Origin of the sequence: Sphingosinicella humi (assembly GCF_003129465.1) — a bacterium.
Lineage (GTDB): Bacteria > Pseudomonadota > Alphaproteobacteria > Sphingomonadales > Sphingomonadaceae > Allosphingosinicella > Allosphingosinicella humi.
Genome location: NZ_QFFF01000001.1, coordinates 2003929 through 2015774 on the forward strand (window position 1 = coordinate 2003929; position 11846 = coordinate 2015774).

Below are 11846 nucleotides of genomic sequence, written 5' to 3' on the forward strand. Positions count from 1 at the left end.
TATCAGCCAAGCACCCGATAGATCCCATAGAGGCTGGTCAGGGTGAGGATCACGCCCACCATAACCAGCAGCCCCTTGGTCGGCACCCGTTTCGCCACTACTGCGCCCGCTGGCGCGGCCATGACGCCGCCGAGGAGCAGGCCGATCGTCGCCACCGTGAACGCCTCCGGCCCCAGCGTCGCAATGAAGGTGGCCGAGATGGTGACGGTGAGGAAGAATTCGGCGACGCTCACGGTGCCGATAACCTTGCGGGGATTGGCGCCTTGGACCAGCAGGTTGCTGGTCACCACCGGGCCCCAGCCGCCGCCACCCGCCGCGTCGAGGAAGCCGCCGGCCAGCCCGAGCGGCGCGATCACCTTCGGTTTTCCATCAGCCGGAGGATATTTGATGCCCCGCCAGAGCAGGTAGAGGCCAATCGCGGACAGATAGGCGAGGACGACCGGCCGCGCGACCTCCGCGTCCACCTGAGTTAGGACATAAGCCCCGAGAATGCCGCCGATCACGCCGGGGATCACGAGCCGCGAGAATAGCCGCCAGTCGACATTCTTGTGCGCCGCATGGCTGATGCCGGAGGCGGCGGTGGTGAAGCTTTCCACCATATGGACACCGGCCGACGCCGCCGCCGGCGGGATGCCAAGGCTGATGAGCAGGGTGTTGGAGATGACTCCGAAGGCCATGCCCAGCGCCCCGTCCACCAGCTGCGCGGCAAAGCCCACGGCGATGAAGGGCAGGACATCGAGCAAGCCGATCGTCGAGAGGTCAAGCATAGGCGCTCCCGCCGGCGAGGGCGGGCCGCCGCGCCGATGGTTTATTATAGCTCCGAAAGGAAAAGGCTGCACGCTCTTTGCTTGAAGCGCCGGCAGCGATAGAGGGGAGCGATGTCCACCTATACGATCGACACCGCAACCAGCCGTGCCCATCCGACGCCCGTGCCGATGAAGCGGCTCACGGTCCCGGCCCTGCAAGCACGAAAGGGCGGCGAGGCGATCGTCATGCTCACCGCCTACACGGCGCGCATGGCGCAGCTTCTCGATCCGCATTGCGACCTGCTGCTGGTCGGCGACAGCCTGGCGCAGGTGATCTACGGCCTTCCTTCCACCATCCCCGTAACCCTGGAGATGATGTGCGCGCACGGCGCAGCGGTGGTGCGCGGCTCCTATCACAGCGTCGTTGCCGTCGACATGCCGTTCGGCACCTATGAGGCGAGCCCGCAGCAGGCGTTCGAGAATGCCTCACGCGTCCTCAAGGAAACCGGAGCGGCGGCGGTGAAGCTGGAAGGCGGTGAGGCGATGGCCGAGACGGTCGAGTTCCTGGTGAAGCGCGGCATTCCGGTGATCGGCCATGTGGGCCTTACCCCGCAGGCGGTGAATGTGCTCGGCGGCTATCGCGCCCGCGGCCGCGACGATAATGAGGCGGACAAGATCCTGGCCGATGCGAAGGCCGTGGCCGAAGCCGGCTGTTTCGCGCTGGTACTGGAAGGGGTGATGGAGGAGATCGCCATCGAAGCCACCAAGGCGGTGGCTTGCCCGACGATCGGCATCGGCGCCTCCGCCGACTGTGACGGCCAGGTGCTCGTCACCGACGACATGCTCGGCATGTTCGAGCGCACGCCGCGCTTCGTCAAACGCTATGACGACCTAGCCACGCGGGTCAGCGAAGCCGCCGCCGCTTATGCGGCCGAAGTGCGCAGCCGCGCCTTTCCCACGGCGGAGCAGACCTATCATCGCGCGAAGTGAAGCCCTTTCGCTCGGCGGCCTCACTGGTTAGAGGAACGTAAAAAGGGGCAGTCCGCCGTGCGCCAATCTCCTGTTCATCTTCGCTGCCCTTCAAGGCGCGAAGGAAGGAGGCCAGCATCCGGTGGGGCTGCCGACCTGATTTTGGAGGATGGCCTTGGCGATCAAGCCTACGGACAATGAAGCTTTCTACCGCGAGGTCGACGAGGAGCTCCGCCGCGAGCAGCTGACCGGCTTCTGGAAGCGCTACGGCATAGCGGTCGTCGCCGGTGTGGTCCTGCTGCTGGCAGCCATAGGCGGCGTCATCTATTGGCGGCATCTCCAAGACGTGAAGGCCGGCGAGAAAGGCGAGGCCCTTACCGCAGTCATCGCGGACATCCAGGCGGGCCGGACCAAGGGCGCCGCGGCCAAGCTCGATGAAATCGCGGCGGATGGCGGCGCCGGCTATCGCGCGGCCGCGCTGCTGACCAAGGCCGACATCGCCCTTCAATCGGGCGAGGATGCCGCAGCGGTCGCCGCCTTCAAGCAGGTGGCCGACGACGATGATCTGCCGCAGCCTTATCGCGACCTGGCGCTCGTTCGGCAGACCGCCGTCGAATTCGATACGCTTGCGCCGGCGGCCGTGATCGAGCGGCTGTCGCCGCTGGCGAAGCCGGGCAACCCCTGGTTTGGAAGCGCGGGCGAGATGGTGGCGCTCGCCCATCTCAAGCAGAACCAGCCGCAGCGCGCCGCACCCCTCTTCGCGGCGATGGCCAAGGACGCGAGCGTGCCGCAAAGCATCCGCTCCCGTTCCATGCAGATGGCGAGCGCGTTGGGGATAGACGCGTCTGAGACGGACCAGGCGGCCGAAACCCCGGCCGCAACGAAGGAAGATGCCGAATGAAGCGAATGATCCTGACCGCGGCCGCGCTGGGCCTGCTCGGCGGTTGCGGCCTCTTTAGCGGTGACGGGAAGCCGACGACGCCGACCATCGGCAAGCGCATTCCCGTGCTGAGCGCCGAGACCAGCATCGAGGTCGACCCCGCGCTCGCCGACGTGGCGATCACGCTCCCGCCGCCGACCGCCAACGCGGACTGGGCTCAGCCGGGCGGCAATGCCGCCAAGTCGCTGGGCCATGTTGCGCTAGCCGCCTCGCCGGCTCGGGCCTGGTCCGCCAGCATCGGCCAGGGCAGCAGCAAGACCGCGCGTCTCGCCGGCGCCCCCGTCGTCGCCAACGGCAAGATCTTCACCATCGATTCGCGCGCCACCGTCCGCGCCTTCAACGCCGACACCGGCGCCACTATCTGGGAAACCCGGGTCACCGGCGAAGGCGGCAATGAGAGTGCGTTGTTCGGCGGCGGCGTCAGCTTCGCCGACGGGCGCATTTACGCGACTAACGGCCTCGGCTTCGCGGCGGCGCTGGATGCGGAGACTGGCGCGGTCGCCTGGAAGGTGCGTCCGGGCGGGCCGCTGCGCGGCGCTCCGACGATCGCCAACAACAACGTCTATGTGATCAGCCAGGACAACCAGCTCTATGCGCTCAATCCCGCCGACGGCTCGGTTCGCTGGACCGAGGCCGGCACCGTGGAGCTGGCCGGCGTGTTCGGCAGCGCGACCCCCGCGGCGGCGGCCGGTACGATCGTCGCCGGCTATTCCTCGGGCGAGCTCACTGCCTATCGCTACGAAAATGGGCGCATCCTCTGGCAGGATGCGCTCGCGCGCACCAGCATCTCCACTTCGGTCGCCTCGCTTTCGGACATCGACGCCGATCCGGTGATCGACAATGAGCGAGTCTATGCGATCGGCCAGGGCGGCCGCATGGTCGCGCTGGAGCTCAACACCGGGCAGCGCATCTGGGAGATCAATGTCGCCGGCATCTCCACTCCGTGGATCGCGGGCGAGTGGATCTTCGTCGTCACCGATCAGGCCCAGCTTCTCGCCATCGCCCGCTCCAGCGGCCGCGTGAAATGGATGACCCAGCTGCCGCGCTGGCGCGACGAAAAGGACAAGAAGGGTCCGATCAGCTGGGTCGGGCCGGTCCTGGCCGGCGAGCGCCTGGTGCTGGCGAACTCGGAGGGGCAGATCGCCTACGCTTCCCCCTATGACGGCAGCGTCCAGTCGACGGTCGAGACGGACATGGCGGTATCGCTGTCGCCGGTGGTGGCGGGGAGCACCCTCTATATTCTCCACAACAACGGGCAGTTGACCGCCTGGAGATAAGGAGGCAGGGCCGCCGCCTATGGCGAAACTGCCCACCCTCGCGATCGTCGGCCGGCCCAATGTCGGCAAGTCGACCCTGTTCAACCGGCTGGTCGGCAAGAAGCTGGCGCTGGTCGACGACCGGCCTGGCGTCACCCGCGACCGGCGCGAGGGCGATGCGACCCTGCTCGGCCTCGAGTTCCGCGTCATCGACACGGCGGGCTATGAGGACGAGGATCCCGAGACCCTGCCGGGCCGGATGCGCGCGCAGACGATCGCGGCCGTGCGCGAGTCCGACGCCGCTCTGTTCCTGATAGACGCGCGCGCCGGCCTGACGCCGCTCGACGAGGAGATCGCCCGCTGGCTGAGAAGCGAGACGACGCCCGTCGTACTCGCCGCCAACAAGGCCGAGGGCAGGGCCGGAGAGAGCGGCATCCTCGAAGCCTATGGCCTCGGTCTCGGCGAGCCGATCGCGCTCAGCGCCGAGCATGGCGAAGGCGTCGTCGACCTGTTCGAGCATATCCGCCCCTATGTCGAACGTGAGGACGGGCCGGAGGAGGAGCTGGAGGACGGGGAAGGGCCGCTCAAGCTCGCCATCGTCGGCCGCCCCAATGCCGGCAAGTCGACGCTCATCAACCGCCTGCTGGAGCAGGAACGGCTGATCACCGGTCCCGAAGCCGGAATCACCCGCGATTCGATCGCCATCGACTGGGAATGGGAGACGCCGGACGGCGAGACGCGGCCGGTGCGGCTGATCGACACGGCAGGCATGCGCAAGAAGGCCAAGGTCGAGGATAAGCTCGAGAAGCTGTCGGTGGCCGACGCCCGCCGCGCCGTCGATTTCGCCGAGGTGGTCGTTCTGCTGCTCGACGGCACGCGCGGCTTGGAGGCGCAGGACCTCCGCATCGCCGACAATGTGTTGCAGGAAGGCCGCGCGCTGATCATCGCGATCAACAAGTGGGACGTGGCGGAGAATCAGAGCGCGCTTTTCAACGGCATCAAGGCGGCGCTTGAGGAGGGGCTCAGCCAGGCGCGGGGCGTGCCGCTGCTGGCGGTGTCGGCAAGGACGGGCAAGGGGCTCGACCAGATGCTGGGCGCCGCCTTCGAGGTGCGTGACATCTGGTCGAAGCGGGTCTCCACCGGTCAGCTCAACCGCTGGTTCGAGGACGCGATCGAGCGCAACCCGCCTCCGGCGCCGGGCGGCAAGCGCATCAAGCTCCGGTACATCACCCAGGTGAATACGCGGCCGCCGAGCTTCGTCCTGTTCGGCACCCGCGTCGACCAGCTGCCGGACAGCTATCTGCGCTATCTTGTGAACGGGATTCGCAAGGAGCTGGGCTTCGGCGCCGTGCCGGTGCGCCTCTCCGCCCGCGCATCCCGGAATCCCTTCGATAAATAGGGCGCCGGGCGCCTTTTGGCCTGCCGCGTCAACCGGCTGTTTACCCTGCGGGCTTAGGGTCGCCTCCGGACACGGTGGATATAAGACCGGAAGAAGGAACGCGAAGTTGGTCGACGAATCCAGCGCAATCGTGGACTGGGCTGCCTTTTCGCGCACGCGTAGCGAACTCGGGCCGGGCTTCGTGCGCATCCTCGGATATTTCCGCGAGGACGGGGAAAAGTCGGTCGCCAAGATCGAGGACGCGATGCACCGCCGCGACGCGACCGCCCTCGTCATTCCTGCCCACACGCTGAAGACGGAAGCCCGCCAGTTCGGCGCGGAGCCGCTCGGCGCCCTGGCCGAGGAGATCGAGTTCACCGCCCGCCGTTCGATCGAGATGCGCGTCTTCCCCGACGAGCTGGTTCCGGCGGTCGCCAAGCTTCGCCCGCTCTACAGCCAGACGATGGCGCTGTTCGAAAAGGAAACCAACCCGCTCGTCGAGCGCCGTCCCGCCTTCGGGCGCGCGGGGGCTCACAACCAGAATTTCGGTCGGCTCTAATTCCTCTCCGCGCCAAGCGGGTCAAATTGCCGCCCGCTTCCGCATCGGCTGCGGCGTCCCGCGGGCCAGCGTCCGCCACAGCCATTCGAACGGGCCGTAGCGGTAGCGGTCGAGCCAGGGCTTGGACCAGAGCAGCATCACCGCCCACATCGCCACCACGATCAGCCACAGCTCGGCCCGGCCCATCGTGCCGTAAAGGCCGAAGCCGTAGCCGTAGAAAAGGGTCGTCATGACCAGGCTGGTGCCGAGGTAATTGGTGAAGGCGGCTCGCCCGGCAGCGGCGATCCGATCGATCAGCGCACCGCCACGCCGCGTGAGGATGATGATGAACGCCGCGATCGCGTAGATCATGGCCGGGCGGAAAACGACGGTGGCCGCCATGACGGTCGCCACGACCATCGGCACGCTGTAATTGTCCGCCACGAGCAGCCAGGCCAGCCCGGCATAGGCCGGTACCCCGATGGCGAAGCCGATGATGGCGGTCCGGCGATAGGCGCGCCCGCTCCATTCCCCCTTCAGGAATCCGCTCTCCAGCGCGGCCATGCCGAGGAGCATGTAGGCGAGCGTCTCGCTGCCGAAGAAGACCAGGCCGACGATCGGGAAGGTACCGTTCTCGACGGCGCGATCCTGGAAAATCCCCGCATAATCGCCGCGGTAAAGCGCCAGCGTCTCGGCGAGCCGGGTGGCGGTCGGCACCGCGAACTCGGCCTTCATCGCCGACCATTGCCCCATCAACTCGACGCTCGCGCCCGGAGCCGTGGCGGCCTCGCGCATTTCGAAGAAGGACCAGGCCGTCAGCGCCATCATCGCGAATTGCGCCAGGATCAACCAGAACGCCCATTTGATGAGGTCCTCGCTCTCCAGATTGCGGAAGAGCCAGGCGACCATGCCGATGACGGCATAGCTGAACAGGATGTCGCCGAACCAAATCAAATAATAATGGAGGAGGCCGAAGGCGAGCAGCCACCCCATCCGCCGTAGATGCACCAGCCGCGCCGATTCACCGGCCGCTTCCGCGCGCTGAATGACGAGCAGCATGCTCGCGCCGAAGAGGAACGAGAAAAGGCCGCGCATCTTGCCCTCGATGAAGACGAAGCTGCCGAGCCAGGCCATAAAGTCCGCGCTCGTCTCCATGCCGAAGGCGGCCGGGTTCACATAGGCTTCGATCGGCATGGAGAAGGCGACGATGTTCATCGCCAATATGCCCATCACGGCGACGCCGCGGACGATGTCCAATGTCGCGATCCGCGACCGCGGCGCCGTCGTGGCATTCATGCGATTCCTCCTGCGCGGCGGAGTTATCGCAATCGGCAGGCGGCGGAAACGGCGATGATGGTTATTCCTCGGCCGGCTTGGACTGAAGCTGGATGTAGTTCTGGAGGCCCATCCGCTCGATCATCTCGAACTGGGTCTCGAGCGTGTCGACATGCTCCTCCTCATTGTCGAGGATCTCGACGAGCAGGTCGCGAGTGACATAGTCGCGCTTGGTCTCGCAATATTCGATGGCGCCGCGGAGCTGCGGCAGCGCCTCGCGCTCCAGCTCGAGATCGGCCTTCAATATCTCTTCCACCGTCTCGCCGATGCGAAGCCGTCCCAGCATCTGGAAATTGGGGAGCCCGTCGAGAAACAGAATGCGTTCGGCCAGCCGGTCCGCATGCTTCATCTCGTCGATCGATTCGTGCCGCTCGAACTCGGCGAGCCGTTTGACGCCCCAATTGTCGAGCAAGCGGTAATGCAGCCAATATTGGTTGACCGCCGTCAGCTCGTTCTTCAGCGCCTCGTTCAGATAGTCGATGACCTTGGCGTCACCCTTCATTTCGGCCTCCTATGCTTGACGTGCAGCATAGCCGACCGAGCGTCGATTTTGAACTCAAAAAATGGCGGAAAACTGCGGAAAACCAGCCGCTTCTGCTAAGCAGTCGCACGTTCCGATGCGATGATTTCGCGCGCGAATGAGAAGCATTGGCCGCAACGCGGCTTGCGGCCGTAGGCGCGGTAGACGCTGGTCGGACAGGAGGCCCCCTCGCGCGCGGCGCTCCGCACCTCGGTTTCCTTCAACGCATTGCAGACGCACACGATCATGAATCGCTCCTCCGGCACGCCTTCTAAGGCTACTGCGAATGTGTCGCAATATACTTTCGGCAGGCAGAGTGCGATTTTGAAGGCAGTCGCTTTTCCGTTCAGACGGGTCCGAGGATGTTCAGAGTCAAGCCAGCGCCGCGTCGGCTCCCATCAGTTGCGGGAAGAAGCCCTCATGGGATCGGCGCAGTTCGTCGAGTGAAACCTCGCGCCCGGCGCCACTGATCGCCGTGCCGCCGGTCGTGCCGATGCGGGTCATCGGGAAGCCGGCGGCCTGGATGGTCTCCGGATTGCGGCTCGTGACGACATAGCGGCCCTGGTCCTCGCCGAAAGCGGTGGCGTGGTCGCCGATCTGCTCGAGGGTCGCGCCGATGCCTCCCGCCAGCGCCATCTCGGCGACGGCGACGAGAAGGCCCCCGTCCGAAACGTCATGGACGGCCGTCACCTTGCCTTCGGCGATGAGTTGGCGGACGAAGTCTCCGGCCTTGCGCTCCTTCTCCAAATCGACCGGCGGGGGAGGGCCTTCCTCGCGGCCGGCGATCTCGCGCAGCCAGAGCGATTGCCCCAGATGCCCGCGCGTGTCGCCGATCACGAAGATCGCTTCGCCCTCTTCCTTGAAGGCGATGGTGGCGCTCTTGGACCAATCCTGGAGGAGGCCGATGCCGCCGATCGCGGGCGTGGGGAGGATGGCGCTGCCGCCGCCCGTCGCCTTGCTTTCATTGTAGAGGCTGACGTTGCCGGAAACGATCGGGAAATCGAGCGCGCGGCAGGCTTCGGCCATGCCCTCGAGGCAACCGACGAACTGACCCATGATCTCCGGCCGCTGCGGATTGGCGAAGTTGAGGCAGTTGGTGATGGCGAGCGGGGTCGAGCCCACGGCGGTAAGGTTGCGCCAGCATTCGGCCACGGCCTGCTTGCCGCCCTCCACCGGGTCCGCGAAGCAATAGCGCGGCGTGCAGTCGGTGGAGATGGCGATCGCCTTGTCCGTGTCGTGGACCCTCACCACGGCGGCGTCGCCGCCGGGCCGCTGGACGGTGTCGGCGCCGACCATGTGATCGTACTGTTCCCAGATCCAGCGGCGGCTGGCGAGATCGGGCGAGGCCATCAGCGCCACGAGATTGTCGCCGATGTCGCCCTGCGGCGGCACCGCCCCGAGCGGCTCCGGCTTGGGCGTCGGCACGGAGGGACGATCGTAGAGCGGCGCCTCGTCGGCGAGCGGGGCGAGGGGGATATCGGCGGCAACCTCGCCATTCCATTTCAGCACCATCCGGCCGGTGTCGGTGACGTGGCCGATGACGGCGAAGTCTAGCTCCCACTTGCGGAAGATCGCTTCGGCGAAATCTTCGCGCCCGGGCTTCAGCACCATCAGCATCCGCTCCTGGGATTCCGACAGCATCATCTCATAGGGCGTCATGCCTTCCTCGCGGACGGGCACGGCGTTCATGTCGAGCTCGATGCCGACGCCCCCCTTGGACGCCATTTCGACGCTGGAGGAGGTGAGGCCGGCGGCGCCCATGTCCTGGATGGCGACGATGGCGTCGGAGGCCATGAGCTCCAGACACGCCTCGATCAGCAACTTCTCGGTGAAGGGATCGCCGACCTGGACGGTCGGGCGCTTCTCCTCCGAGTCCTCGGAGAAGTCGGCCGATGCCATGGTCGCGCCGTGGATGCCGTCGCGGCCGGTCTTGGAGCCGACATAGACGATCGGATTGCCGACGCCCGAGGCAGCCGAATAGAAGATCTTGTTCGTGTCGGCGATGCCGACCGTCATCGCGTTGACAAGGATGTTGCCGTCATAGGCGCGGTGGAAATTGACCTCGCCGCCGACCGTGGGGACGCCCACGCAATTGCCGTAGCCGCCGATGCCGTGGACGACGCCGGCGATCAGGTGACGCATCTTGGGATGGTCGGGCCGGCCGAAGCGAAGCGCGTTCATGTTCGCGATCGGCCGCGCGCCCATGGTGAAGACGTCGCGGAGAATGCCGCCCACGCCCGTTGCCGCCCCCTGATAGGGCTCGATGTAGCTGGGGTGGTTGTGGCTCTCCATCTTGAAGATGGCGGCCTGGCCGTCGCCGATGTCCACGACGCCCGCATTCTCGCCGGGACCGCAAATCACCTGCGGCCCCTCCGTCGGAAGCTTCTTCAGGTGGACGCGGCTCGACTTGTACGAGCAATGCTCCGACCACATGACCGAGAATATGCCGAGCTCGGTCAGGTTCGGCTCGCGTCCCATGGCGTGGAGGACGCGCTCATATTCTTCGGGGGAAAAGCCGTGCTCGGCGACGATTTCGGGCGTGATGCGGTTCGACATGCGGGCCCTGTAGGTCATCGAATCCCGTTTGTCGAAGGGGAGCTTTAGGCGTATGGATGATCACGGTTTGTTCTAGGCGAGAGGAACCGGATCATGGCCGTCAATCCAATCCCAGAAGGCTATCATAGCGTTACGCCCTATCTGGTCATCGATGGCGCCGCGGATGCGATTCGCTTCTACTCGGAAGCGTTCGGCGCGACCGAGGTCCTGCGCATGCCGATGGGCGACAGGGTGGCCCATGCCGAGATCAAGATCGGCGACTCCCATGTGATGCTGTCCGACGAATGGCCGGACATGAACCTGCTGGGCCCGGCAAAGCGGGGCGGCGCCACTGCCAGCTTGATGGTCTACGTCACCGACGTCGATGCCGCCTTCAAGCGCGCGCTGGATGCCGGGGCTACTCAGGAAAGACCGGTGGCGGACCAGTTCTGGGGCGACCGTATGGGCACGCTGGTCGACCCCTACGGCCATCGCTGGACGCTGGCCACGCACATCGAAGATGTGTCGGCAGAAGAAATGAGCCGCCGCATGTCAGCCATGGCGAGCGAGATGGCCTGACGGCTGCCGGCAATGAAAAAGGCCGTCCGGGAATGGGTCCGAACGGCCTTTTTTTCAGTAGCAGATGCGGGTCAGATCAGCTGTTGCAGGTCTGCGTACCCTTGCCCGGTGCGCTGTAAGTCACCTCTTCGGCGTTGGCGCTCAGCGAATAGCCTTCGGCGACATAAGGCGGTTGGCCGTTCTCGGCGGTGAGGATGGTGCCCTCGGCTCCCTGCTCGGCGGCCACCTTCACCGTGTTGTTGGTGTAGAAGGTCGCGTAGAGGAGGCTGTTGTCGTCGCAGCGATAGGTGTGGCTCGCCTGGATCGACGGCGGCAGCTCGACGGGGGGCGCCTTGGCCAATTGCTCCGCCTGCGGGTCGATGCCGTTGGCGCTGACGACTTCCGGCTCCGAATTGCAAGCCGCGAGGGAGAGAAGGGCCGCAAGCGGGGCGGCAGCGAAAATCTGGGTGCGTTGCATGCAGGCCCCTTCGCTAATTGCAGCACGAATCGTCAAGAGTTTTGTTAGGAAATGCGGTTCGCCGCAGGGCTTCCGATCTTCGACGAAATGCCCTCGGGGTTCGACAAGCGTATTGACTTCGCCTAGTCTGCGCCGCGACACGGGGGCTGGAGAGTTCGCATCAAAATGCAACGTGTTCGTATCGGCTTGACGGGACTGGCCTTCGTTTTCGTGCTGGTTCTACTTGCCGCCATCTTCATCAATCCCAGCGACGAAGAGCCGATCACCGCCGACACGGTCGAGCAGCAACTGACGGCCGAAGGCAATGAAGCGGCCGCCGCCGAACCGGCCGCGCCCAAGGAACCGCTGGCCGAGCTTGGCGTCGCCCCCGGCAATATCGACTCGAACAGCACGGCAAACAGCACGGATCGACCAACGCCGGGGCTGTGATCGGCGACTCGGTCGTTCGGGCGCTCCGTTCATCGATGTAGGGACGCGGCTGGTCGCTAGCGGCGGCTTTTGCAATCTTCTTCCCCATAGTTATCCACAGGGTTGTGCACCTGGAACGGAGCAAGAATTCGTATGAGAACAAACCATGAATACTCATCTATATT

Annotated in this window: 13 protein-coding genes; 7 read left to right on the forward strand and 6 right to left on the reverse strand. The window is 65.6% G+C overall.

Annotated features, from left to right (window positions below; translation table 11 throughout):
• Positions 1-2: 2 nt before the first annotated feature.
• Entirely contained in the window at positions 3-767 is a 765-nt protein-coding gene (locus DF286_RS09995) for a sulfite exporter TauE/SafE family protein (RefSeq protein WP_109271297.1), read from the reverse strand.
• A gap of 111 nt (positions 768-878) precedes the next feature.
• On the opposite strand from DF286_RS09995, the gene panB reads away from it, so the two are divergent.
• From panB to DF286_RS10020, 5 genes are all read left to right on the forward strand, one after another.
• The gene (gene panB, locus DF286_RS10000) at positions 879-1736 is read left to right on the forward strand and encodes a 3-methyl-2-oxobutanoate hydroxymethyltransferase (RefSeq protein WP_109271298.1); all 858 of its coding nucleotides are present in this window, start codon (positions 879-881) and stop codon (positions 1734-1736) included.
• Between the two features lie 154 nt (positions 1737-1890).
• Positions 1891-2616 (forward strand): tetratricopeptide repeat protein, encoded by a 726-nt coding sequence (locus tag DF286_RS10005; protein ID WP_109272129.1) that lies wholly within the window; start codon positions 1891-1893, stop codon positions 2614-2616.
• On the forward strand, positions 2613-3932 hold the full coding sequence (locus tag DF286_RS10010; RefSeq protein ID WP_109271299.1) for an outer membrane protein assembly factor BamB family protein: 1320 nt from the start codon (positions 2613-2615) through the stop codon (positions 3930-3932). Before DF286_RS10005 ends, DF286_RS10010 begins: the two co-directional genes overlap by 4 nt.
• Before the next feature lie 19 nt (positions 3933-3951).
• Positions 3952-5310: a ribosome biogenesis GTPase Der gene (gene der / locus DF286_RS10015; RefSeq protein ID WP_109271300.1), complete on the forward strand. Its 1359-nt coding sequence runs from the start codon at positions 3952-3954 to the stop codon at positions 5308-5310.
• A gap of 106 nt (positions 5311-5416) precedes the next feature.
• On the forward strand, positions 5417-5848 hold the full coding sequence (locus DF286_RS10020; protein WP_170303951.1) for an Hpt domain-containing protein: 432 nt from the start codon (positions 5417-5419) through the stop codon (positions 5846-5848).
• Positions 5849-5869: 21 nt separating this feature from the next.
• Here the strand turns inward: DF286_RS10020 and DF286_RS10025 are convergent, their stop codons facing one another.
• The 4 genes from DF286_RS10025 to purL form a co-directional block, all read right to left on the reverse strand.
• The gene (locus DF286_RS10025) at positions 5870-7123 is read right to left on the reverse strand and encodes a DUF418 domain-containing protein (RefSeq protein ID WP_109271301.1); all 1254 of its coding nucleotides are present in this window, start codon (positions 7121-7123) and stop codon (positions 5870-5872) included.
• A 61-nt stretch (positions 7124-7184) separates the two neighbouring features.
• Positions 7185-7664, reverse strand: a complete 480-nt coding sequence (bfr, locus tag DF286_RS10030; protein ID WP_109271302.1) for a bacterioferritin — start codon at positions 7662-7664, stop codon at positions 7185-7187.
• Positions 7665-7759: 95 nt separating this feature from the next.
• Positions 7760-7930: a (2Fe-2S)-binding protein gene (locus DF286_RS10035; protein WP_109271303.1), complete on the reverse strand. Its 171-nt coding sequence runs from the start codon at positions 7928-7930 to the stop codon at positions 7760-7762.
• Positions 7931-8054: 124 nt separating this feature from the next.
• Entirely contained in the window at positions 8055-10256 is a 2202-nt protein-coding gene (gene purL, locus DF286_RS10040) for a phosphoribosylformylglycinamidine synthase subunit PurL (protein ID WP_170303952.1), read from the reverse strand.
• A gap of 75 nt (positions 10257-10331) precedes the next feature.
• Here purL and DF286_RS10045 point away from each other — a divergent pair, with 75 nt between their 5' ends.
• Positions 10332-10796 carry a VOC family protein gene (locus DF286_RS10045; protein ID WP_109271304.1) on the forward strand — a complete coding sequence of 155 codons (465 nt, stop codon included), beginning with the start codon at positions 10332-10334 and terminating at the stop codon, positions 10794-10796.
• Positions 10797-10872: 76 nt separating this feature from the next.
• Here DF286_RS10045 and DF286_RS10050 read toward each other — a convergent pair whose 3' ends face one another.
• Positions 10873-11253, reverse strand: a complete 381-nt coding sequence (locus DF286_RS10050) for a hypothetical protein (RefSeq protein ID WP_109271305.1) — start codon at positions 11251-11253, stop codon at positions 10873-10875.
• 186 nt (positions 11254-11439) lie between these two features.
• Here DF286_RS10050 and DF286_RS10055 point away from each other — a divergent pair, with 186 nt between their 5' ends.
• Positions 11440-11682, forward strand: coding sequence for a hypothetical protein (locus tag DF286_RS10055; RefSeq protein WP_170303910.1), 243 nt, complete (start codon positions 11440-11442; stop codon positions 11680-11682).
• Positions 11683-11846 lie beyond the last annotated feature (164 nt).